Origin of the sequence: Hyphomicrobium sp. MC8b (assembly GCF_905067615.1) — a bacterium.
GTDB lineage: Bacteria > Pseudomonadota > Alphaproteobacteria > Rhizobiales > Hyphomicrobiaceae > Hyphomicrobium_B.
Window position 1 is genome coordinate 778,816 of sequence record NZ_LR898465.1, and the last position, 21,750, is coordinate 800,565.

Below are 21,750 nucleotides of genomic sequence, written 5' to 3' on the forward strand. Positions count from 1 at the left end.
GTCGAATGCGTCTCCGGAATTCGGGTTAAATATTCAAGGCTTCTGCGCGTAGGCTGCGAGGCAGGTTGTCGTCATACCATGCCCTCAGCGATGCGAGAGCCTCATGCTGCAGATCTCGTTCGAGATACCCCCAGATGCGTGGCACATGGGCCAAATATTGCCGTTTTCCGTCTCGCGCGGCCAGTCGAGCAAAGATACCCAGAATTTTTGTATTTCGTTGGGCGCCGAGAGCAGCATAGCTGAATGCAAATTCGGCAGGGTCGAACGCGGGATCGCGGGCGCCGACGGCGGCGACGTAATGCGCGAACAACCGTTTTTCCAAGTCTTCCGGAATGTCGAGTCGCGCGTCCTGGAGTAGCGAGACGAGGTCGTAGGCCGCCGGTCCGATCATGGCGTCCTGGAAATCGATGATGCCGACGTCGCGGGGCGGTGTGCGATTGTCGAGTGCGATCAGGTTTGGAGAATGAAAATCGCGCAACAGCCACGTTTTAGGTTGCTTGAGAACGCGGTCGAAAACGGTTTGCCAGAGTTCTCTGAAGGTATCGCGCGCGGCCTGGGGCGCGGGACCTCCACGAAGCGCGGGCCAATACCAATCGAGAAGCAGCTCGGTTTCGATCTCAAGAACACCGCGGTCTGCAACAGGCAGTTCGAAAACGGTCCCGTCGGAGAGCGAGATCCTTTCAGGCGGTGCGGTTGCTTGAACGGCGATGAGCGCATCGACACCGCGTTTCCAGAGCGAAGCCTGATCCCGACCTTTTTTGACTTCGGCGCCGAATACGGCGTCGCCGAAGTCTTCAATCAGCAGCAGTCCGCCGGATAACTCTTCCGCGAATATACGCGGCACGGAAAGACCAGCGGCCTCAAGCGTTCGATCGATGGCGACGAAGGCTCTGACATTTTCCGCAAGGTGCGCGATGGCGCTGTAGGATTTGCCATCGCGGATCGGCGGACCGTCAGGCTTTTGCGGGGCGTCCATCAGGATGGCGCGCGAGCCGTTAGCCTTCACGAGGCGAGCGTAGCGGCGCGGCGAGGCGTCACCCTGGAGATAGCTGAATGCCGTTGCTGCATCGCCCCAGCCGCTGCGATCGAGGAATTTTCGGATTGCAGCAAAGCGTTCGAGCCGGGCGGCGAGATCGACGGTGGCTTCGAGGCGAACGTCACGGCGGTCGAAAGCCGTCGTCTCATCGAAGCGAAGCGTTAGCCGGTCGGTCGGGATACGGCCGTCACCGCGCGAGGGCCATTCGACGATGGCAATCCCGCGAGAGAGTGCAGCGTCGAGCCCAAGCTCGTCGATTTCGCTCGGATCGGACAGGCGATAGAGGTCGAAATGCGCGATCTCGAAGCGCGGCGTCTCGTAGGACTGCACGAGCGTAAATGTCGGGCTCGGGATTTCGAGTTCGGCGTCACTTGCTACAGCGCGGATGAAGGCGCGCGCGAATGTCGATTTTCCGGCCCCCAAATCGCCTTCAAGGGCCAGCGTGTCGCCGGGTTGGACGAGAAATGCGATTTCCTGCGCTAAGCGCGAAACGTCGCCCTCGGTGAGCTCGGGAAATGAAAAGACCGTATGTGTCATGGCGCCCGCTTTTTACGCTGCGCGCGAGCCGCCCGCCAGTCTCTCAGTGCTGCCGCCGGAGCCGCCCGCGGCGCCGTCCGTCGTCTGAGCGATCGGTTCTTCCGGGATGCGAACCATGACGCGCGTACCACGGCCCTCTTCCGATGTGATTTCGATGGTGCCGCCGTGAAGTTCTACGAGGCTTTTGGCGATTGAAAGGCCGAGACCGGCGCCCCGGTGCTCGGACCCGCGGCTGCGGCTTTCGAAGCGCTGGAAGACCCGGCCGATCTGGTCCTTCGGGATGCCGATGCCGTCATCCTCGACGCGGAAATTGATCATGCCGTTTTCACGCCAGCAGGCGAGGCGAACCGTGCCGTTGACTTTTGAGAAGCCGACGGCGTTTGACAGAAGATTGTAGAGGACCTGACGCATGCGCGCTTCGTCCACCATGATTTCGGTGACGTCGTCGGCGACCGCAATGTCAATGGTGAGGCGAGAGCGGACGGCGCGTTCGCGAATGCCGAGGATCGCCGCGTCGATGATGGCGCGGACGCCGGCAGGCGCGAGCTTCAGTTCCAAGCCGCCCGCTTCGATCGTGGTCAGGTCGAGAATGTCGTCGATGATCGCGAGCAACGTTTTCGACGATGACATGATGTCGGCGAGGTATTCGCGCTGCTTGGCGTTGAGGGCGCCGAAGATTGGGCTCGCAAGCATATCTGAGAAGCCGATGATCGTGTTGAGCGGAGTTCTTAGCTCATACGAGATGTGGCCGATGAAATTCGTCTTGAGGCGGTCGGCTGCAATGAGCGCTTCGTTGCGTTCGACGAGAGCCCGTTCGGCGCGCTTGGCATCGGTGACATCGGCGAATGTCAGAAGCGTGGCGCCATCCGGCAGAGGCATGAGCGCGTAGTCAATGACGAAGTGATCGGTGCGATCCATCTGGCCTGAGAACGTCTCGCGCTCGTCCTGGAAGGCGGTGACGGCACGCCCGATACGCAGCCACGTGCCGGCATCGGGGAACAGCGATTGGACGGCGGCGATGATCTCGCCGATGTGCGGCAATTCATTCAGTTTGCGCGGCGGGATCTGCCAGATGTCACAGAACGCGCGATTGAAGAGCTTCAAGCGTCCGTCGGTGCCGAACACAGCGACGCCTTCTTTTAACGCATCAAGCGTTTCGCGCTGGACGTCGATGAAGGCGTTATATCGGCTTTCGAGTGCGATGCGGTCGGTTTCGTCGGAGAACAGGTAGGTCACGCCGCCGTCTGCGCGCTGTTCGGCGATGACCTTCACGATTCGGCTGTCGGTCAGGTGCCAGACATCTTCGAGCGGCGTGCCGGTGCGCGAGGTAGCAAGCACCTGCACTTTCCAATCGCGGTGGCTGACGACGGGCGGCAGAGCGCCGATTTCGCGCAGGCGATCGAGAATGTCGCTATCGGTCGGGCGGGTGGCCAGCCAGTCCGGGTCGAGCGACCAAAGATTTGCGAAAGCCGTATTGTGGAAGACGAGCTTCTGATCGCGGTCGAAGATTGCGACCGCCGTTTCGACGCGGTCGAGGGTGCGATCGTAGGCGGCAACTTGGCGGTCGAGTTCACCTTGCGCGGTTTCGATGTCGGTTACGTCGACGGCGGCGCCAGCGGTCATGCCATCGACCGGCAGGATGACGATGTCGTGCGGCTTGCGCTGTCCGCCCGCGATCAAGTGCACGCGGGACTTATAGCTGTCACCGGATGCAACAGTCTTTGCGATCTGGCGGCGTTGGCGCGTTTCGAGCAACTCGATCTGACGTTCGAGAACTTCAAGCTCGCTATCGGCTTCGACGGCCTTGACGTAGGCAGAGTTGACCCACACCAGACGGCCTGCCGTATCGCGAAGCCAAACCGGCATCGGCAGCGTTTCGAGCAGAGCGCGGCTTGAGCGGATGTCGCGCGCCAGCGCATCGTGCTGTTCGTCGATGCGGGCGATCTGGGCTTTGTAGGTCGATACGTCTTTGAAGCGGAGCACTGCGCGGCCGCCGGCGGCGCGGCCTTCGGCTTCGAGCGTGCCGCCCGCGATCGTCTTTAAGATGATGTTGAACGACCGGCCGTGGGTGAACAGCTTGTCGAGCGCGGCCTTGAGCGTGTCGGCGGATGGTGCTTCCAGCCATTGGCCAAAACGGAGGATCTCGGCGTGCTGATCGGGAAGGCCGGGGATGCCGGTGAGCGTGTGCGAGACGATGCGGACTGCCTGACCCTGCTCCCAGAAGATCAAGACCTGGGGCTCGGCGCGGATGATCGCGTCGGCGGCAGCAAGGTTGCGGCGGAGGTGCTGGCTTTCGGTTTTGGCCTTTCGTGCCTCTTTCCGCGCGACGCTCGCCATGTGCCAGACGATGAGGGCGGCGATAAACACCGCGCCAGCGACAAGGCCGCCAACAGCGAGCTGGCGAAAATCAAACGACGCTACAGCGGCGCTGCGAGTGCCCACGAGCACGGTCAACAGGGTCGCAACCAAACCCATCGCCGCCGCCAGCAGCAGCGCGAGCTGGAGCTTGGTTCTCAATCGTCGGCCGGATGGCGGAGTCGTCGGCATCATATTCCATTGCGCATAAAAGCTGGCGATCCGTCAGGTGCAGACGCGCCTATGCAATCCGAGTCTCGCGACGCGAATCACTTTCAGTATGGGGCTCTAGGGGAACGGCCGCCACCGCGGGAGCGTGCTCAAATTGAAACGGCGCCAGAGTGTTTCCCTGGCGCCGCGTTTCTCGTCTTTTTGTCGGTCTGAAACGATCTCAGTACCGATAATGGTCGGGCTTGAACGGGCCTTCCGGCTTGACCCCGATATAGGCTGCCTGATCCGGGCGAAGCTTCGTCAGGTTGGCGCCAATCTTGGCGAGATGCAGCATCGCAACCTTCTCGTCGAGGTGCTTCGGCAACGTATAGACTTCCTTCTCGTACTTGCCTTCGTTCGTGAACAGCTCGATCTGCGCCAGCGTCTGGTTCGTGAACGACGCCGACATGACGAACGAGGGGTGACCCATGGCGTTGCCAAGGTTCACAAGGCGGCCTTCCGACAACAGGATGATGCGACGGCCGGTCGGGAACTCGATCTCGTCGACCTGCGGCTTGATGTTGGTCCACTTGAGGTTCTTGAGACCGGCGACCTGAATTTCGTTATCGAAGTGGCCGATGTTGCAGACGATCGCCCGGTCCTTCATGGCACGCATGTGCTCGACCGTGATGATGTCCTTGTTGCCGGTGGCGGTGACGAAGATGTCCGCGCGCGGGGCGGCGTCTTCCATCGTAACGACTTCGTAGCCTTCCATCGAGGCCTGAAGCGCGCAGATCGGATCGACTTCCGAAACCATCACGCGACAACCGGCGTTGCGCAGCGAAGCCGCCGAACCTTTGCCGACGTCGCCGAAGCCAGCAACCATCGCGACCTTGCCCGCCATCATGACGTCCGTGCCACGGCGGATACCGTCGACGAGGCTTTCACGGCAGCCGTAGAGGTTGTCGAACTTCGACTTGGTGACCGAGTCGTTGACGTTGATCGCGGGCCACAGCAACTTGCCGGCCTTTTGCATGTCGTAGAGACGATGCACGCCGGTGGTCGTTTCTTCCGACACACCTTTGATGCTCTTCGCGATCTCGGCGAAGTAACCCTTGGGCTTTTCCTTCAACTGCTTCTTGAGCAGTGCGAAGAAGACTTCCTCTTCCTCAGAGCCGGGCTTGTCGAGGAACGCAGTGTCGCCGTTCTCGGCGCGCAGACCGAGGTGGACGTACATCGTGGCGTCGCCGCCGTCATCGAGGATCATGTTCGGATGGCCGCCGCCGTGCCAGTCGAACAGTTTTGCGGTGTAGTCCCAATAATCCTTCAACGTCTCGCCCTTGATGGCAAAGACGGGAATACCGGCCGCTGCGATAGCTGCGGCGGCGTGATCCTGGGTCGAATAGATGTTGCAGGAAACCCAGCGGATGTCGGCGCCGAGGGCGGCCAGGGTCTCGATCAGCACGGCTGTCTGGATCGTCATATGCAACGATCCGGCAATGCGGGCGCCCTTCAGCGGCTTTGCAGCGCCATATTCCTCGCGGGTCGCCATGAGGCCCGGCATCTCGGTCTCGGCGATGGCGATTTCCTTGCGCCCCCACTCGGCGAGGCCGAGATCCTTGACGATGTAATCGGAAAATTTCGTGCTCATGCGGCTCAGTTCCTCATAGATGCACCGTGACCTGCACCGCGTCGGCACAGACAGCGCGCGTTCCATGCTCCCGTTCCGGGGTTGCATGCCGTCTTGGACTTTCCGGGGTTGCTATAGCGAACTCACCCTCGCCGCGCAATAACATATAAACAAGTCTTTATGTCTTTTCCGCGCGACACGCCGCCGGGGTGGCGCGCTCAAGATCTTCTGGTAAAGGAAGTCCTGTATTTCTAAATACAATTGGTTTTTTATTTAAATTTCTTAAGTAATTTCGTGTTAATCTCATAAACAATTAAAAATTAGTGCATTAATTTCCTATAAATCTATCCGCCGGCAATGTGACGCCCAAGTATATTTCCGTGGAGGCGGACAATGAAGTGCGCGTTAGTATGGCGTAGTGCACTGAACTCGGGGCGCAGCGTCTGGGCTGTCTTGGCAAGCAAGAAGCGGTGGGCCGCACTCGGTTCCGATGAGCGCGGAAGCGTCGCGATCATCTTCGGGCTCACGATTTTCGTTTTGTTTGCGATGGTCGGCTTGGCAGTCGATTACGCGCGTTTCGTCAATGCACGCTCGCAGACGATTGCCGCGACCGACGCGGCCGTGCTGGCCGGTGCGCGTGCCCTGCAGTCCAATGGGGGCGATCAGGAGGACGCAGAAAGAGTGGCCATGACTTATTACCAGCAGGCCACGTTGAACCGTATTCATCTCTTGTCCGACAGTATCCACTTTGACGCCGTGGACAACGGCACGGCTATGGAGGCGGACGGCAACGCCGTGATCTCGACACCGTTCATGCATCTGGCATTTGGGCTAGCTGGAACACAGTCGTCGACTTTGCCGCTGCTTCGTGCCGATGGATCGGACTATTCTAAGGCTGTGTTGGCTGTGGGCGGCAATGGCGAGCAGAGCCTCGAAGTCAGCTTGATGCTGGACATCACCGGCTCGATGGCCGGTCAAAAGCTGACGGATATGAAGGCAGCCGCAAGCGATCTTGTGAACATCGTCGTTTGGCAGGATCAGAGTAAATACACATCGAAGATCGCGATCGTGCCGTTCGCGTACGACGTTCGTCCGCCGAGTTCGATATTGACGAATATCAGAGGAATTGGCAGCAGCCCCAACACCAAACAGAAGATTAGTGGGACAACTTACTATTTGTCAGACTGCGTCGTCGAGCGCGCAGGAAGCGAAGCCTATACGGACGCGGCTCCCGGGGCAGGCAAATACCTCATGGGACATTACGTTAAAAAGGTGAACAACAAGGTCAATTGTGACGTACCTGCAGCAGCCGAATTATTGCCGTTGACCAGTGATAAATCGGCGTTGTTGACAAAGATCAGCAATCTCTCGACAGCGGGCAGCACGGCTGGCCATCTTGGAACGGCGTGGGCGTGGTATTTGCTTTCTCCGAACTGGGGAAGCCTATGGTCGTCGGCAAGCCGGCCAGCCGCCTATGGAACCGAAAAACTCAAAAAAATCGCCGTGCTCATGACAGATGGTGAGTACAACACTCAATATACGTCGCAAGGAATTCCCGACGGTTCGTCATCTCTTACGAAGTGCCCTAATGCAGCGAACGGCGTTTGTTCGAGTGCTCAGGCAGTGTCGCTTTGCACAGGTATGAAAGCGAAGGGCATCGAAGTTTACACGGTCGGCTTTCAATTGGACAATCAAATTGCGGTCGACACACTTTCAAAGTGCGCCACCGACGCCAATCATTTTTACAACTCATCGACGGGCGATGCGCTCAAGGCTGCGTTCCGCGACATCGCGCTGAAAATTTCGACCCTTTACCTCTCGCAATAACGGGCGAGACATCGGGCACTGCTAAAAAGGGAACGCATTGGCGTTCCCTTTTTTGTTTGTGCTTGGCGACTCCGCTTCGTGGAACCAGCCGCCATGTGGAGTGGATCAAGCGTCGCCGATGCATTCTTCGTCGAAACCGGCTTCGACGAGATGGACCAAGGCCTGAAGCGCTTCCGGTCCTTGCGCGCCTTCGGCGACGATGTGCAACTCAGATCCGGGTCCGGCTGCAAGCATCATCAGGCCCATGATGGACGTGCCGCCGACCGAATTGCCGTGATGAGTAACCGTGACGGCTGCGTCGAAGCTTTCCGCCAGCTTCACGAATTTTGCCGACGCGCGGGCGTGCAGGCCCTTGACGTTGCGGATGATGACTATGGCTTCCGGTTTCAGGCTATTGGCCAGTTCGGGCATCGCTCGCTCTTAACCGCCAGAGAGTTCTTGGCTCGCAACTTTGATGTATTTCTTGCCGGCGTCGCGGGCCATAATGACAGCTTGGTCGAGAGGTGTCTCGGCGCGAATGCTCGCAAGCTTCACGAGGATCGGCAGGCTTATGCCGGCGATCACTTCGGCCTTCGTCTCGTCCATCACCGAGATGGCAAGATTAGAAGGCGTTCCGCCAAACATATCCGTCAGGATGATGACGCCTTTGCCGTTATCGACGCTCTGCACGGCATTCAGAATTTCGAGACGACGCGCTTCCATGTCGTCGTCCGGTCCGATCGCGATCGTTTCGAGCGCTTCTTGTTTTCCAACGACGTGCTCAAGCGCATTGCGAAATTCTTGCGCAAGCCCGCCATGCGTGACGATGACAAGTCCGATCATGTGCGACGGGCCATTTCAGTACCATTCGGTGGAGCCGATTGTAGCTTCGCCGTTTGGCGCGGAAAGTGGCAAGTGTTTGCCGTCGGTGCAAGAGGTTTCTGGATTGACATCGAACCTTACGGCGCAAAACGTGACCGGGGCGCCATCGTGATTGCTGTCACAAGTTTAAGGGCGCTCGAACTCTCAAATGGATATAGGTGGAGCAGCGGAATTTCGAGCCCTAAAATGCAGGTTTCGGGCCAGGGGTCGGGATATCTTTCGATGCCGCCGCTGCTGACGAGGTCTACAACGAGGACGAGATTCGCTTCCGCGATGGCGTCAACCTCCAGGATGCCGAGGCCGCGCACTTCAAGTTTACCGCGTAGGGTCGCGGGCGCGCTCGCGACGATGTCAGGGCCTTGCTGCTTTAGTAGGACTTGGTCGTCGGCGACGAGCTTTACGGTGTCGCGAATGAGGCCGGAGATGCCAAGCCCGAGGCAGCGGAATGCGAGGTCGGATTTTCCGGCTCCGGATGCTCCGCGAATGAGCGCGGCGCGGCTGCCGAGGGCGATCGCCGTGGCGTGAACGCGCTCAACTTCGCCAGACAAGCCCGACTCCAACAATGGGAGACAGCGGGAGGCGAACGGTAAAGCGCGCGCCCTTACGCGACTGAGGGTCGTCTTTGCTGCGGTTCTCGGCGAAGATTTCGCCGTTATGGCTGGCGATGATCTCGCGCGAAATCGAAAGCCCAAGTCCGGAATTTTTTCCGCGCTTGGCGTCGGTCAGGGGCCGGTCGCTGTAGAAGCGATCGAAGATCTGTCCGAGCTTATTGGAGGGAATTCCGGGTCCCTCGTCTTCGACGGTGATTTCGACATTGGCGCCGTTGGGTCGGGCCCGCACCGTCACCATCGTGCCTTCCGGCGAGAAGGACAAGGCGTTGTCGATCAGGTTCGTGAAAACCTGGCCGAGGCGGCTGTCGTTGCCACGGACCGTGTAGGACGCCGGGCCGCCGGGTTCGATGAACAGTCGCAATTTCCGGCTGTCGTCGGCGAGCATGTCGGTGAAAAGCGCGTTGATGTTTTCGAGCACGACCCGAATGTCGATCGGCTGCATTTCCTGACGAGCCAACTCGGCATCGAGACGCGAGGTGCTGGAAATATCGTTGATAAGGCGGTTCAGGCGTTTCAGCTCGGCCTGGATCTCTTGGACCAGCTCGGTGCGATCAGTATCGGACTTCGCGTAAGCCAAGGCTTCGGCCGTCGAGCGGGCGGCAGCCAGCGGGTTTTTCAGTTCATGCGCGACGTCGGCAGCGAACTTCTCGCTGGCTTCGATGCGCCGGTAGAGCGCGTTCGTCATGGAGACGAAGGCGCGACCGGTCTGCCCGACTTCGTCGCGGCGGCCCGTCATGTCAGGCAACTGCTCACGGGCAGAAATGTTCTGCGTCACGCGGTTGGCGGCATCGGAAAGCCTGCGCATGGGGCCAGCGACAGTTCGTTCGAGTACGAGCGAGCTTCCGACGGAAACCACGAGCGCCATCGCGGCGATCTGTAGGATCAGCCAGCGCTCATCCCAGAGGATGTCGTCAATATCGCCGGGGTTCGTCGAAATCAGCAAAACGCCGAGGATTTTGTTTCCGCGCTTGATCGGCTCGGCCATCGAGACGATTTGCTGTCCGTGGCGATTGAGCAGCAGAATAGGCGTTTCGATACCATTGATCGCAGCGTTGCGGACTTCCGGATAGAGGAAGCCGTTGGCGGTGCCGAGTTCGCGGTAGACCTTCAATTCCTTGTTGATCACCCAATAATGCAGACGCGTCCAGAAATTCTTCAGGCGCGGTGTCGGGTCGTTGGCGTCAGGTGGCGGGTCCGGCTTGTCGTTGCTGTTGGAGAACAGCGCGTCGCCGTTGAGGATCAGTGTGCCCTTGGCCGAATAGATGCGTGCTTTGAGATCGGCAGGGCCGACAAGCTTTCTCAGAATGATTGCCGCCTGATGCGGGTCGATCGGCAGTTCGAGGGCTGCAAACGCATCATCGCGCTGGGCGCGCAAAGGCGCCTTGTCCGGAATGCGGTTGGGATCGAAAATAGCGCGCTCATTAACGGCGCGGTAGGCGATGGCTTCGGCGGTGATGCGCGAAACAGTTTTGACGACGTCAACCTTGGCGTCGAGCAGCCAGCCATGATGAAGGCTCAAGTAGAGCATCGCGAATAAAAGCCCGGCGAGGCCGAGTAGGTTCGCAAGAAGAATGCGGCGTCGCAGGTTTTTCCCGATGACGCGCGCAATCCAACCTTTCGCCAGCCAGCTACCCGTAGCCGTCGCAGCACGCGCCGCGAAGGCGCGTGCATCAAACTTAGGCCGCGATTTAGCCGTTTCAGGCGCAGCGATCTCGCCCGCGGGGCTTTCAAGCGCTGCCGCTGTCGAGATGTCGTTGCTGTCTAGTGCCATCCCGTCCCCGGTGGCTTATCGGGTCGCTTACTCCTTGAAGCGATAGCCGACGCCATAAAGTGTTTCGATCACGTCAAAGTCGTCATCGACCTGCTTGAACTTCTTGCGAAGCCGCTTGATGTGACTGTCGATCGTCCGGTCGTCCACATACACCTGATCGTCGTAGGCAGCATCCATCAATGCGTCGCGGGTCTTGACGACGCCGGGGCGTGTTGCCAGCGCCTGCAGGATCAGAAATTCCGTGACCGTCAGCGTGACGGCCTTGCTATCCCAGTGGCAAGTATGACGCTCGGGATCGAGTTTCAGCTTGCCACGCTCCAGCACGCGCTTGGCTTCATCTTCGGTGGTCGTGCCGTCCTTGGGCGAAACACGACGGAGCACAGCCTTCACGCGCTCAACGATGAGACGCTGCGAAAATGGCTTTGCGATGTAATCGTCGGCGCCCATCTTGAGGCCAAACAGTTCGTCGATTTCCTCGTCCTTGGAGGTCAGGAAAATGACGGGCATCGCGGATTGCTGGCGCACCCGGCGCAGCAATTCCATGCCGTCCATGCGCGGCATCTTGATGTCGAAAATGCCAAGGTCGGCGGGCTCTTCCGTCAGGGCTTCGAGTGCTGAAACACCGTCACCGTAAGTGCGAACCTTGTATCCCTCGGCCTCCAACGCCATCCGCAACGAGGTCAGGATGTTCCGCTCGTCGTCGACGAGTGCGATGGTGCTCTTTTCCTTCATCTTTTCCTCTTCTGCCCCCTCGGCCGCGACGGGAATGCTCGCCATGCCCCTTAGGCGCATATGGCGGCATGGTGTAGCAATTGTGGCGCTCCGATCAAATGGGCTCCGGAGGCTGAATAGTACCTGAATAGGCGACGGGGCCGCTGTCGGCAAGCAATGTGGCGAAATTCGCAGCTTACAAATGCAGAAAAGCGCTTGTTTACGGCCTTTATTCGCCGCATGGTCCGCGTAATGACGACTCTTAGGAATTCTGAGCGGTAACACAGTGTTACCGGTTTTTTCGCGTTCTTATCCCTTTTATCGTCCCAAGTAGGACCTAAGAACGGCTTGAGTTTACAGCTGTCCTCCGCCAACAGCGGGACGATCCCGCCGGAGCGATTTTATTGTGCGGCACAAATGGGCGAGTGGTGCGTTTTTCGCCCATCGATGGTTCGCAGCGCTGGCGTGATTATATGTGCGCTGCGCCGATAGGCGCTTACCCCAAAGGGCTAAAATCTTATGACCGAGCTGTTTCCCACACTGCCCTCTCAGAAGGTTCGTCGCAATCTCCGCGAGGCCGAGTTGATGGAATTCATCATTCGGCGCGGCGAGGGCCGGCTTGCCACGAGCGGCGCCGTCGGCGTCGAGACTGGGCAGCACACGGGCCGCTCGGCGGAAGATAAATATATCGTTCGCGACGACCAGACCGATGACGCGATCTGGTGGGACAACGCAAAGGAAATGTCGGAAGAGCAATTCGACCGCCTGCTTGCAGATTTCGTCGGCTTTGCGCGTCACAAGGAACTCTTCGTCCAGGATCTTTATGCCGGCGCCGACGCCGAGCACCGGCTCAACACGCGCGTCGTGACCGAGCACGCGTGGCAATCGCTGTTTATTCGCCATCTGCTGCGGCGGCCTGAAGCGAGCGAGCTTGAGAACTTCCTGCCTGAGTTCACGGTCGTCGATCTGCCGAGCTTTCGCGCCGCGCCGCTCTATCATGGCACGCGGAGCGAAACGGTCATCGCCTGTAACTTCACGAAGCGCATCGTTTTGATTGGCGGCACAAGCTACGCGGGCGAAATCAAGAAGAGCGTGTTCTCGTATCTGAATTATTTGCTGCCGCAGAAGAATGTCATGCCGATGCACTGCTCGGCGAATGTCGGCAAGGACGGCAATTCAGCGGTGTTCTTCGGGTTGTCGGGAACGGGTAAGACCACATTGTCCGCTGATCCGTCGCGGGAGCTTCTCGGTGACGACGAGCATGGTTGGTCGGAAAAGGGCATCTTCAATTTCGAGGGCGGATGCTACGCGAAGACGATCCGGTTGTCGCAGGCCGCGGAGCCGCAGATCTGGGCGGCGTCCAACCGCTTCGCCACGGTTCTTGAAAACGTCGTGATTGATCCGGAGACGCGCATTCCGGATTTTGACGACAATCGCTTGGCTGAGAATTCTCGCTCGGCCTATCCCTTGGATGCCATCGCCAACGCAAGCCCGACAGGGACGGCCGGACATCCAAAGAACATCGTGATGCTGACGGCCGATGCGTTCGGCGTGCTGCCGCCGATTGCGAAGCTGACGCCGAGTCAGGCGATGTATCATTTCCTTTCAGGCTTCACGGCGAAGGTTGCGGGCACGGAGAAGGGCATGGGCTCGGAGCCGAAGCCGACCTTCTCAACGTGCTTTGGTGCGCCATTCATGCCGCGCCATCCGAGCGTCTACGGCAACCTCCTGCGTCAGCTCATTGCTGAGCATGGCGTCGATTGCTGGCTCGTCAACACGGGCTGGACCGGCGGCAAGTACGGCGAGGGTTCGCGCATGCCGATCAAGGTGACGCGCGGCCTGCTCAATGCGGCGCTTTCCGGCACGTTGAAAGAACAGCCGATGCGGGTCGATCCGGTGTTCGGTTTCGCTGTTCCGGTGGCGATGGACGGGATCGATCAGAAGCTCCTCAATCCGCGCCAGACGTGGGCCGATGCGAAAGCCTACGATGCCATGGCGTCTAAGCTCGCACAGATGTTCCACGATAACTTCGCGAAGTTTGCGGCTTACGTCGACGCTGAGGTCATGAAGGCAAGCCCCGTCGTGCAGCCGGGTATCGCGGCGGAATAACGCGCGTTACGCTCGAGGCGGGGCACGTGCGTCGCCTCGGGCGTTGATCATCCGCGTTACGATGCCTAAGAAAGGCGCGCCGGCAGAAACTGGAGCGTCAGAGCATGGGCACCCGTATTCCTTTCACACGTCCCGACGGCAAGACGGCCGAGGGTTACCTTTCGCTCGCAGGCACCGCGAATGCGCCGGGCGTTGTCGTCATCCAGGAATGGTGGGGACTGCAGGAACAGATCAAGGGTCTGTGCGATCGCTTTGCGCTTCTCGGTTACGATGCGTTAGCGCCGGACCTTTATGCCGGAACCGTTATTCCCTATCACGATAGCGAAGGCGCTTTGCGCGAGATGCAGTCGCTGAACTTCCTCGACGCATGCGATCAGGTTGTGCGCGGCGCAGCGCAGTTTCTGTTGAAGTCGAGCCCACAGGTTGCGGTGGCGGGGTTCTGCATGGGCGGTGCCGTTACGGTGCTGGCGGCGTGCCGCGTTCCGGAGTTTGCCGCGGCGGTTTCGTTCTATGGCCTGCCGCCGGATGCGGTCGCGAAGCCGGCGGATGTGAAAATTCCGCTGCAGGGGCATTTTGCAAACAGCGATGATTTCGTGACGCCTGAGAACGTCAATGCGTTCGAGGCGGGGTTGAAGGCAGCTGGCAAGGCGTTCGAGTTCTACCGCTATGATGCAAGCCACGCGTTCATGAACGAGCAGCGCTCTGTTCATGATCGTCACTGTGCCGAGCTTGCGTGGGAGCGCACGAGCGCATTTCTGAAGCAGAAGCTCGGGTAGGCTGCAGCTTCTGTGACTTTATTGGCTGAAGTTCTCTCATCCTCGGGTCGGCCCCGAGGATGACGATTACCTCTTGAAATCAGCCAGCGTCAGCAGCGGTTCGAAATTCAGGCCGGCGGAGGCGAAGGTTTCGGCTGCGCCGTCTAAGCGGTCGACGATGGTGATGACGCGCACGATGTCGGCGCCGGCCGCTTTCAAGGCGTCAGCCGCTTTCAAGGCCGAGCCGCCGGTCGTGGTCACGTCTTCGACGACGACGATTTTCTTGCCGGCCATGCTTTCGCCCTTCGCCAGTCCTTCGACGAGCGCTTGCGTGCCATGTTCCTTGACCTGCTTGCGCACGAAGAAGGCGGGCAGCTTTCGCCCTTCGGTAAAAGCAACGGCCGCCACGCTCGATGCAATCGGCACGGCGCCCATTTCCAGGCCGCCAATGAGGTCGACGTCGGTACCTTCAAGCTGATCGAGGATCAGCGATGCGACGAGATAGGCCCCTTCGCTATCGAGCATCGTCGGTTTCATATTAAAGTAAAAAGTCGATGTTTTACCTGACGCGAGCTTGAATTCCGGCCCCTCCTGGAAGGACCGCGACTTAATGAGCTCGATAAGTCGCGCCCGGCGGGCGGCGCGGTCGGCCGATTTTCCTGGCATTCGGACAGAAGCCCTTGCGTTTTGTCGTTCGGATGCGCAAACACCCGAGTTCCGAAGGCATGTCAAGTTTCGAGGGGGCAGAGGCAGTGGATCGCCAGCGCACGATGTGGACCTGGTGGGCGACTTTGACGGAGCGACCGTGGTTGCCGTCACTGGCGCTTCTGGCGCTGTGTGCCGTCGTCTATTTGCCGGGTCTCGTGCGCCTGCCGCCCGTCGATCGCACGGAAATCATTTGGTCGGAGACGACCCGGGCAATGGTCGACCGCGGCGACTGGACGAGCCCGCGGTTTGGCGACGTCGTGCACCAATATCGCCCGATCGGCACGTTCTGGGCACAAGGTGCGGCGCGATGGCTGGCGGGACCAGCGCATGATCGCGATATTAGCGTCTATCGCATTCCGTCGTTTCTGGCGGTGACGTTGGCAGTCCTCGCGCTGTTTTGGCTGGCGCGCGGATTGGTCGGAGCGGAGACCGCGCTGATTGCGTCGGCGCTGTTTGCGGTCGCGCCGTTGACAGTGCTCGTCTCGCAACTTGCCATTGCCGAGGGGTTGTCGCTGTTACCCGCGACGGTGGCGATGCTGGCGCTCGCGCGCATTTATACCAATGAGGAAGGGCCGATCGGAACGGCGCTGCTGTTCTGGGTCGCGGTCGGTATCGGCATTCTCATTAATGCGCTTCTGGTTCCGATCCTTGTTCTGGCGACGCTGATCGCGCTTTACGTTTTTGATCGCGATCTATCGTGGCTGAAGCGGTTACGCCCGGTCCTTGGCGTGCCGATAGCGCTGGTGCTCGGTGCTCCGTGGCTGTTGGTGCGTGCGCATCAGGACGGCGTGGCGTTTTCGGGTCTGAGCTGGAGGGAGTTTCTTGCCGCGCTCGGCGGTGCGCAGGACATGAAGCTTCGCGCTTTTCCCGGCACGTTTGTTCTGGCGCTGTTGCTTGGTTTCATCCCTGGAACGATGCTGCTCGGCACCGCCGTCAAACGGTTCTGGGCCGAACGCGAGCAACAGCGATTGCCGCGTTTCCTGCTCGCCTGGGTTATCGGATACCTGATTTATCTCGAAGGGCTGTCGTCGAAGCCCGGCACCTACATGGTCCAGACGATGTTTCCGGCACTGGCGCTCGCTGTGGCGATGGTCGTGACGAGTGAGCGGGGCGACGGCAAGCAGCCGGAATGGAGCGGCTTCTGGATCTGGCCGACTGCGCTCGCGGCGCTGCCGTTGGCGATTTTCGCAGCTATCTATGCCTTCGTCGGCGAGTTGCCGGGTCTTCTCGCGCTGGTCCTTATCGCCGTCATCGCGTCGCTCTTCATCTGGACCGGCCAGCTTGGCCGCGAAGGGCACTTGCGGCGCTGGGCGGCGGTGGGCGTTTCCGCGCTCGGACTGTTCGGAGTGACGCTGCTCGGCGTCGTGCTGCCCAGCATCGACAGGATCTGGCCGGCGCAGATGATCGCGACGGCCATTGCCGCCTGTCCGAAGCAGGATGCGGTCATGATCGGGTTTCGCGAACCGTCGGGCCGGTTTCTTCTCGACATTCCGCCCGAGCGGCAGACCCCGGATGCGTTGGCTGAGCGTTTCGCAGCCAAGACGCCGACGTTGTCAATTGTCGAAGATCGGTGGGCGAAACGGACGAATTGGGCGCTTCAGTCAAAATCGCAAGAGCGCCTGGCGCAGCCCACGGGATGTGTTTCAGCCTACAACGTGATGCGCGGCTGCCCGCTCTATTTTCGCATTTATTCGCCTAACCCCGCGGAACCCTGCACCATGCCGGCGGCGTTTTCCTGTTCCGAGAAGACGGCGCCCATCGGCTTCGAGAAATCAGGCGACTGCGACTGAAGTACCGAATATCCAGGCCGGAAGCCCCTGCGCAGAGGGCGGCTGCGGTGTTATATAACCGACAGATCAACCGAGGATTGTTTCAAAAATGTTCAACCCGGAACGCCCGCCCGAGATTGCCGCCCAGCGTTGGCTGAACTCGGATTCAAAGCGCACGCTGAAGGCCGAAAAGGGCAAAGTCATCGTCGTTGCCGTGTGGCAGCTCGTTTGTCCGGGCTCGCAGAAATTCGGTCTGCCGCAGGCGATGCGTCTGCGCGGCGCGTTCGAAGAGAACGAAGTGGCGGTCTTTGGACTTCACATGCCGTTCGAGCGACTCGAGGAGCAGACGCCGGAAAAAGTCGAAACCTATTTGAACGAGAACGGCATCACCATTCCGGTTGCGCTCGATAAGCCGAACGGCGACGGTTTGCCGGAGACGATGAAGGCATATGAACTGCAAGGCACGCCTGCGCTGCTGCTGTTCGATCGGCAGGGGCGCCTGCGCCGGCACTATCTCGGTGCGGTCGATGATTTCCGCCTCGGCGCCGAAGTGATGGCGCTGTTGATCGAAGATAAGGACAGCCCGCGAGAGATGTCAATTGCGCTCGAGCGCAAGCTTGCGGCGGCGCTCGTCGATCCGGAAGCGCATCACCATCATGAGCATGGCGACGAATGCGGCTGTGGACACGATCACAGCCACGACCATGGACATGACCATGATCATCACCATCATCACGGGCATGATCACGACCACGATCATGGCGTCGCGCACGGGCTTCCCGGCCATGTGCATGGTCCGGATTGCAAGCACTGATGGCGGCTAAACCTCCGAAAGACGAGGTTGAGACCGCGCAGGAGGAAAAACCCTCCAAACCGAACGATCCGTCGCCGGGCTCCGGACTCAGCCGCAAGGAGAAGCAGCAGGTCCGAGAAGGCGTGCGCCATCGCCCGGCGGTCGTATATGAGATCATCCGCGTGCAGGGCGAGATCGAGCTTCGGCGGCCGGTTTCGGCGCTGTGGTGGTCGGGCGTGGCGGCGGGCATCTCGATCGGCTTTTCGTTTTTGACCGAAGCGGCGATTGCTGCGCATCTGCCTGCAGGTGGATCGACCGAGGTTATTGCCAAGCTCGGATATGCCGTCGGCTTCCTGATTGTCATTCTCGGGCATCAGCAGCTTTTTACCGAAAACGTGCTGACGGCCGTTCTGCCGATCATGGCGCGCAAGCAGCTGCACTGGGTTTTGCGGATGGTGCGCCTGTGGGGCATCGTGCTCGCAGCGAACATCGTCGGCTGTTTGATCTTCGCGATGGCGATGGCCTTCCTGCCGATCGTGCCGGTCGACGTCGCGACGGCGATGAGCAACATCGTCGGCAGGGTCATGGCCAATACACCGGGCGAGATGTTCGCCAAGGGCATCGGCGCGGGCTGGATCATCGCGGCGCTCGTCTGGATCTTGTCATCGACGGAGCACGTCGAGTTTCTGATCATCACTCTGCTGACGTATCTGATCGCGCTGTTCGGCTTTACGCACATTGTTGCCGGAAGCGCGGAAGCGATCTACGGCGTGCTGACGGGCACCACGACGCTTGAGAATGCGTTGTTCCGTTTCTTCATGCCGACGCTGGCGGGCAATGTTTTTGGCGGTACCGTTCTGTTTTCGGTGCTGAGCTACGCGCAGGTTCGCGAGGAAATCTACGCCGATCCGGACGGGAAATAGCCGTCCGACTTTCTTGCGCCACCCGAATCACGTTTCTTTCCGCTCTACAAGTCGAGAGCGGAGAGAGGCTCATGGCCGAGCGGGTTGGTGGAAGGCAGGGAAACGGCTTAGCCGGGCGGCTTGCGGAACGCGAGACGGATGCGTCCGGGAAAAGCCCTCCACGCGCGCGAGCCAAGGCCGCTGCGACCGGCAAGCTCAGCGCAGCGGAAACGGTTACGGCAAACAAGAAAGTCATCGCGCTGGTCTATGACTTCGACGGCACGCTGTCGCCGAAGCCGATGCAGGAATATGCGTTCCTGCCGAAGCTCGGCATCGAGCCGAAAGAGTTCTGGGCCGAGTGCACGCGCATCGCCAAGGCCGAGCGCGCCGACGCCCTCATCACTTACATGCACCTGATGTACAAGAAGGCGAAGGAGAAGAACGTCCGCATCGATCGTGCCGATCTCGTCGCGCAGGGCAAGACGGTCGAGCTGTATCCCGGCGTCGAGGCATGGTTCGACGCGATGCACGCTTATGTGAAGAAGCGCGCGGGCGACGCGGAAATCTCAGTGAAGCACTATCTCGTGTCGTCGGGGCTGACGGAGATCATCGAGGGCACGAAGATTTATCGGCACTTCGCCAACGTGTTCGCCAGCGAGTATTGGTTCGACGCTTACGACCTGCCGTTTCCGAAGCGTGTGATCTCAGACACCGGCAAGACGCAGTTTCTGTTCCGCATCAATAAGGGCATTGAGGATCTCGGGCGCAGTATCAACGTGCACATGCCCGAGGACGAGCGGCCCATTCCGTTTTCGAACTTCATCTACTTCGGCGACGGAGACACGGACGTGCCGTCGATGGCGCTTCTGAAAAAGAACGGCGGCCACGCGATTGCGGTGCACGGGGCGGACGAGAGCGAGACGAAGTGCATCGAGCTTTTCAACGCCGGGCGCTGCGATTTCTACGCCAGCGCCGACTACCGCAAAGGCTCGGACCTGTGGAAGCGAACGTGCCTGCTTCTCGACCGCATCATCGCGGATGTGAAAGTGCAGGAAGAGGCGCGGGGATTGGGTTAGGAAACCTCTCTTCGTCATCCCGGCGAAGGCCGGGATCCAACCAAATATTGAAAAACTTAGAAATTGTTTGGCTTGACTGGACCCCGACCTGCGTCGGGGTGACGGTGTTGAGTTTTGACTACTTCAATTAACGCCCCTCGATCTTGATCCCTGGCAGGTCGACTTTCACTTTCGTCTGGTTCGCGTCCCAGAGGAGGTAGCCGAGGACGACGACGGCGACGACAAGAATTCCGATCATGACTGATTTGGTGTCCAAAGCCTGCGTCTCCTGAAGCTTTCTGATTTCAACCGTTGACGCATCAATCGCCTTGGCGGCGGTGTGGTGTCAAGTGCGCGGCGTGACGATCGTTTTTCTCGACGGCTTCTGTTGCGCGCAAACAAAAACGGCCCCGTGCAAGGCGGGGCCGTCGAAACTTTCGTGTGCGCTTCGCACGTTCAGATTACATCAGTAGCAGACCCACACGAAGCGGCCATAGTACGGCGACCAGCGCCAGCAGGTGCCAACACCGTAGGCCCACCAGCGGCCACCCCAATAACGGCCACGACCACCGTACCAGCGACCACCGCGCCAGTAGCGTCCGCCGCGCCAGGCACGGCCACCTCTCCAAGCGCGTCCGCCACGCCAAGCCCGGCCGCCGTTCCAGTGGCGGCCACCGCCGCGGAAATGCCGTCCGCCGCGGAACCCGCCACCACGGAATCCACCGCCGCCTCGTCTCACTTGGTCGATGCCGTTGTGCTCAGCCGCTTGCGTGCGGAGAGCCGGGTTTGCGAAATTTGGTTGAGCTTCGGCAATGAGCGGCATCGACAACGCCGTCATCATCGCCATCACATATACGATTATGCGTCTCATTGTGGCTCCTTGGTTTTATTTGGGGTGCAATCAAAGTGACCAAGGCTGATAAAACCGGTGATCGCTCAACGGCGTTTATCCGCCGTAGTTCCTCGAATTTAATAGCACGGGCTGAATGCGCGACTATGTAAATCGAGCGCCCGATTTCGACGTGAATTCCGTTAAGAAAATATCGTCATTGCAGCGCGAGATGATGTTGTGATGCATCAAATTCCGAATAAGCGGCGAAGGAAGCCGCGACTGGCGCGCGCTGCCGCTTCTTTCCGGCGCCGCTCAACAAAGTCACGGCGATGATCTCGCAGTCTTTACCCGTCGAGAAAGACCTTGATCTCGATATGTGGTGAATGGCCGGTGCAGGTCGCTCATCATAGCGAAGTGAAAAAAACGGCCCCGCGCGAGCAGGGCCGTTGGAACGTTTATGCGTGCTTCGCTCGTTCAGGTGACGTCAGTAGCAGACCCAGACGAAGCGGTCATAGTACGGTGACCAGCGCCAGCACGAACCGACGCCATAGGCCCACCAGCGTCCGCGCCACCAGCGACGGTGACCATGCCAGTGGCCGCGACGCCAATGACGTCCTGCCCAGTGACGACCGCCACGCCAATGGTGACCGCGCCAATGACCGCGATGGCCCCAGTGGCGTCCGCCGCGGAAGTGATGGCCGCGAAAACCGCGGTGGCCACGGAAGTGATGACCGCCGCCGTGATGTCTGCCGAAGTGGTGACCGCCGCCGTGATGGCCTCCGTGTCTCGCTTCGGCGATGACCGGCACTGCCATGGCCGTCATCAACGCCATCACGAATATGATTATGCGTTTCATTGTGGCTCCTTGGGTATTTTTCAGGGGTGCGACTGAAGCGTCGTATACCGACACAATCGGTATCCGCTCAACGGCGTTCATTCGCTGCAGTTCCCACAAAACGGATGCACGATTAACTGAGGATGAACCGCAGTGGGAAAATGCGCGTCCTGCGCCGGATTCCGGCTGCGGGCCCGTTATGCAAAATCCGGAATTTTATGTGCATCGCGAAGCTGCGTGCGGACGGAAGCAACCGCGATTGGGGCGCTGCGCTAAGGGTGCTTTCAGAGCCTGTCGTCGGATAGAAATTTCGTCGTGGCTCGTCGGTCTGCGTTCGTGTGGGGGCGGCCGGCAAAGGCATGCAACGACTGGGCAGCTGCGTCTTATGGTGCGCATGTCGACCGAGTTCGACCGAAGCGGGGGAAGGTCGCAATCATGGCCGTCCGAAAGTGCAATTGAAACGATAGGGCTCGCGCCGTCGAAACATACTTGCGAACCGACGT

The 21,750-nt window shown here is 59.8% G+C and carries 19 protein-coding genes; 7 read left to right on the forward strand and 12 right to left on the reverse strand.

Features of this window, described 5'->3' with window-relative positions:
- Positions 1-25: 25 nt before the first annotated feature.
- The 3 genes from tsaE to ahcY all read right to left on the reverse strand — a co-directional run bounded on the left by tsaE (position 26) and on the right by ahcY (position 5,729).
- On the reverse strand, positions 26-1,573 hold the full coding sequence (tsaE, locus tag ACLB1Z_RS03720; RefSeq protein ID WP_409562096.1) for a tRNA (adenosine(37)-N6)-threonylcarbamoyltransferase complex ATPase subunit type 1 TsaE: 1,548 nt from the start codon (positions 1,571-1,573) through the stop codon (positions 26-28).
- 12 nt (positions 1,574-1,585) lie between these two features.
- On the reverse strand, positions 1,586-4,090 hold the full coding sequence (locus ACLB1Z_RS03725; RefSeq protein ID WP_409562097.1) for an ATP-binding protein: 2,505 nt from the start codon (positions 4,088-4,090) through the stop codon (positions 1,586-1,588).
- Between the two features lie 229 nt (positions 4,091-4,319).
- Positions 4,320-5,729 (reverse strand): adenosylhomocysteinase, encoded by a 1,410-nt coding sequence (gene ahcY / locus ACLB1Z_RS03730; RefSeq protein WP_409562098.1) that lies wholly within the window; start codon positions 5,727-5,729, stop codon positions 4,320-4,322.
- A 525-nt stretch (positions 5,730-6,254) separates the two neighbouring features.
- Here ahcY and ACLB1Z_RS03735 point away from each other — a divergent pair.
- Complete coding sequence (locus ACLB1Z_RS03735) at positions 6,255-7,535, forward strand: VWA domain-containing protein (RefSeq protein WP_409563223.1); 1,281 nt, start codon at positions 6,255-6,257, stop codon at positions 7,533-7,535.
- Between the two features lie 105 nt (positions 7,536-7,640).
- Here ACLB1Z_RS03735 and ACLB1Z_RS03740 read toward each other — a convergent pair whose 3' ends face one another.
- The 5 genes from ACLB1Z_RS03740 to ACLB1Z_RS03760 form a co-directional block, all read right to left on the reverse strand.
- A complete protein-coding gene (locus tag ACLB1Z_RS03740) occupies positions 7,641-7,946 on the reverse strand; it encodes an HPr family phosphocarrier protein (protein WP_409562099.1) in 306 nt (101 codons plus the stop codon).
- A 9-nt stretch (positions 7,947-7,955) separates the two neighbouring features.
- Complete coding sequence (locus tag ACLB1Z_RS03745) at positions 7,956-8,357, reverse strand: PTS sugar transporter subunit IIA (RefSeq protein WP_013946207.1); 402 nt, start codon at positions 8,355-8,357, stop codon at positions 7,956-7,958.
- A gap of 116 nt (positions 8,358-8,473) precedes the next feature.
- The gene (locus ACLB1Z_RS03750) at positions 8,474-8,944 is read right to left on the reverse strand and encodes an HPr kinase/phosphorylase (RefSeq protein WP_409562100.1); all 471 of its coding nucleotides are present in this window, start codon (positions 8,942-8,944) and stop codon (positions 8,474-8,476) included.
- Complete coding sequence (locus ACLB1Z_RS03755) at positions 8,928-10,778, reverse strand: stimulus-sensing domain-containing protein (RefSeq protein ID WP_409562101.1); 1,851 nt, start codon at positions 10,776-10,778, stop codon at positions 8,928-8,930. The genes ACLB1Z_RS03750 and ACLB1Z_RS03755 overlap by 17 nt, the downstream gene beginning before the upstream one ends.
- A gap of 27 nt (positions 10,779-10,805) precedes the next feature.
- Positions 10,806-11,510: a response regulator transcription factor gene (locus ACLB1Z_RS03760; protein ID WP_024275335.1), complete on the reverse strand. Its 705-nt coding sequence runs from the start codon at positions 11,508-11,510 to the stop codon at positions 10,806-10,808.
- A gap of 498 nt (positions 11,511-12,008) precedes the next feature.
- Between ACLB1Z_RS03760 and ACLB1Z_RS03765 the strand changes: the two genes are divergently transcribed.
- Together ACLB1Z_RS03765 and ACLB1Z_RS03770 are read left to right on the forward strand one after the other, a co-directional pair.
- Positions 12,009-13,598, forward strand: a complete 1,590-nt coding sequence (locus ACLB1Z_RS03765; RefSeq protein ID WP_409562102.1) for a phosphoenolpyruvate carboxykinase — start codon at positions 12,009-12,011, stop codon at positions 13,596-13,598.
- Positions 13,599-13,702: 104 nt separating this feature from the next.
- Positions 13,703-14,374 (forward strand): dienelactone hydrolase family protein, encoded by a 672-nt coding sequence (locus ACLB1Z_RS03770; protein ID WP_013946213.1) that lies wholly within the window; start codon positions 13,703-13,705, stop codon positions 14,372-14,374.
- A 66-nt stretch (positions 14,375-14,440) separates the two neighbouring features.
- Here the strand turns inward: ACLB1Z_RS03770 and pyrE are convergent, their stop codons facing one another.
- Positions 14,441-15,019, reverse strand: a complete 579-nt coding sequence (gene pyrE / locus ACLB1Z_RS03775) for an orotate phosphoribosyltransferase (RefSeq protein ID WP_409562103.1) — start codon at positions 15,017-15,019, stop codon at positions 14,441-14,443.
- A 59-nt stretch (positions 15,020-15,078) separates the two neighbouring features.
- On the opposite strand from pyrE, the gene ACLB1Z_RS03780 reads away from it, so the two are divergent.
- The 4 genes from ACLB1Z_RS03780 (at position 15,079) to ACLB1Z_RS03795 (ending at position 19,601) form a co-directional block, all read left to right on the forward strand.
- Positions 15,079-16,851, forward strand: coding sequence for an ArnT family glycosyltransferase (locus tag ACLB1Z_RS03780; RefSeq protein ID WP_409562104.1), 1,773 nt, complete (start codon positions 15,079-15,081; stop codon positions 16,849-16,851).
- 88 nt (positions 16,852-16,939) lie between these two features.
- Positions 16,940-17,644: a TlpA disulfide reductase family protein gene (locus ACLB1Z_RS03785; RefSeq protein ID WP_409562105.1), complete on the forward strand. Its 705-nt coding sequence runs from the start codon at positions 16,940-16,942 to the stop codon at positions 17,642-17,644.
- Complete coding sequence (locus ACLB1Z_RS03790) at positions 17,644-18,546, forward strand: formate/nitrite transporter family protein (protein WP_409562106.1); 903 nt, start codon at positions 17,644-17,646, stop codon at positions 18,544-18,546. Before ACLB1Z_RS03785 ends, ACLB1Z_RS03790 begins: the two co-directional genes overlap by 1 nt.
- Before the next feature lie 71 nt (positions 18,547-18,617).
- On the forward strand, positions 18,618-19,601 hold the full coding sequence (locus ACLB1Z_RS03795) for an HAD family hydrolase (protein WP_409562107.1): 984 nt from the start codon (positions 18,618-18,620) through the stop codon (positions 19,599-19,601).
- 127 nt (positions 19,602-19,728) lie between these two features.
- On the opposite strand, the gene ACLB1Z_RS03800 is transcribed toward ACLB1Z_RS03795, so the two are convergent.
- The 3 genes from ACLB1Z_RS03800 to ACLB1Z_RS03810 form a co-directional block, all read right to left on the reverse strand.
- Positions 19,729-19,857, reverse strand: a complete 129-nt coding sequence (locus ACLB1Z_RS03800; RefSeq protein ID WP_409562108.1) for a hypothetical protein — start codon at positions 19,855-19,857, stop codon at positions 19,729-19,731.
- A gap of 189 nt (positions 19,858-20,046) precedes the next feature.
- Complete coding sequence (locus tag ACLB1Z_RS03805; RefSeq protein ID WP_409562109.1) at positions 20,047-20,451, reverse strand: hypothetical protein; 405 nt, start codon at positions 20,449-20,451, stop codon at positions 20,047-20,049.
- 445 nt (positions 20,452-20,896) lie between these two features.
- Positions 20,897-21,268 (reverse strand): hypothetical protein, encoded by a 372-nt coding sequence (locus tag ACLB1Z_RS03810; RefSeq protein ID WP_155831159.1) that lies wholly within the window; start codon positions 21,266-21,268, stop codon positions 20,897-20,899.
- Between the last annotated feature and the right edge of the window lie 482 nt (positions 21,269-21,750).

Bases quoted from the DNA above. Each gene is read 5' to 3' on its own strand.
- tsaE (WP_409562096.1), bottom strand. From the start codon at position 1,573: ATGACACATACGGTCTTTTCATTTCCCGAGCTCACCGAGGGCGACGTT.
- ahcY (WP_409562098.1), bottom strand. From the start codon at position 5,729: ATGAGCACGAAATTTTCCGATTACATCGTCAAGGATCTCGGCCTCGCC.
- ACLB1Z_RS03735 (WP_409563223.1), top strand. From the start codon at position 6,255: ATGGTCGGCTTGGCAGTCGATTACGCGCGTTTCGTCAATGCACGCTCG.
- ACLB1Z_RS03740 (WP_409562099.1), bottom strand. From the start codon at position 7,946: ATGCCCGAACTGGCCAATAGCCTGAAACCGGAAGCCATAGTCATCATC.
- ACLB1Z_RS03745 (WP_013946207.1), bottom strand. From the start codon at position 8,357: ATGATCGGACTTGTCATCGTCACGCATGGCGGGCTTGCGCAAGAATTT.
- ACLB1Z_RS03755 (WP_409562101.1), bottom strand. From the start codon at position 10,778: ATGGCACTAGACAGCAACGACATCTCGACAGCGGCAGCGCTTGAAAGC.
- ACLB1Z_RS03760 (WP_024275335.1), bottom strand. From the start codon at position 11,510: ATGAAGGAAAAGAGCACCATCGCACTCGTCGACGACGAGCGGAACATC.
- ACLB1Z_RS03765 (WP_409562102.1), top strand. From the start codon at position 12,009: ATGACCGAGCTGTTTCCCACACTGCCCTCTCAGAAGGTTCGTCGCAAT.
- ACLB1Z_RS03770 (WP_013946213.1), top strand. From the start codon at position 13,703: ATGGGCACCCGTATTCCTTTCACACGTCCCGACGGCAAGACGGCCGAG.
- pyrE (WP_409562103.1), bottom strand. From the start codon at position 15,019: ATGCCAGGAAAATCGGCCGACCGCGCCGCCCGCCGGGCGCGACTTATC.
- ACLB1Z_RS03780 (WP_409562104.1), top strand. From the start codon at position 15,079: ATGTCAAGTTTCGAGGGGGCAGAGGCAGTGGATCGCCAGCGCACGATG.
- ACLB1Z_RS03785 (WP_409562105.1), top strand. From the start codon at position 16,940: ATGTTCAACCCGGAACGCCCGCCCGAGATTGCCGCCCAGCGTTGGCTG.
- ACLB1Z_RS03790 (WP_409562106.1), top strand. From the start codon at position 17,644: ATGGCGGCTAAACCTCCGAAAGACGAGGTTGAGACCGCGCAGGAGGAA.
- ACLB1Z_RS03795 (WP_409562107.1), top strand. From the start codon at position 18,618: ATGGCCGAGCGGGTTGGTGGAAGGCAGGGAAACGGCTTAGCCGGGCGG.
- ACLB1Z_RS03805 (WP_409562109.1), bottom strand. From the start codon at position 20,451: ATGAGACGCATAATCGTATATGTGATGGCGATGATGACGGCGTTGTCG.
- ACLB1Z_RS03810 (WP_155831159.1), bottom strand. From the start codon at position 21,268: ATGAAACGCATAATCATATTCGTGATGGCGTTGATGACGGCCATGGCA.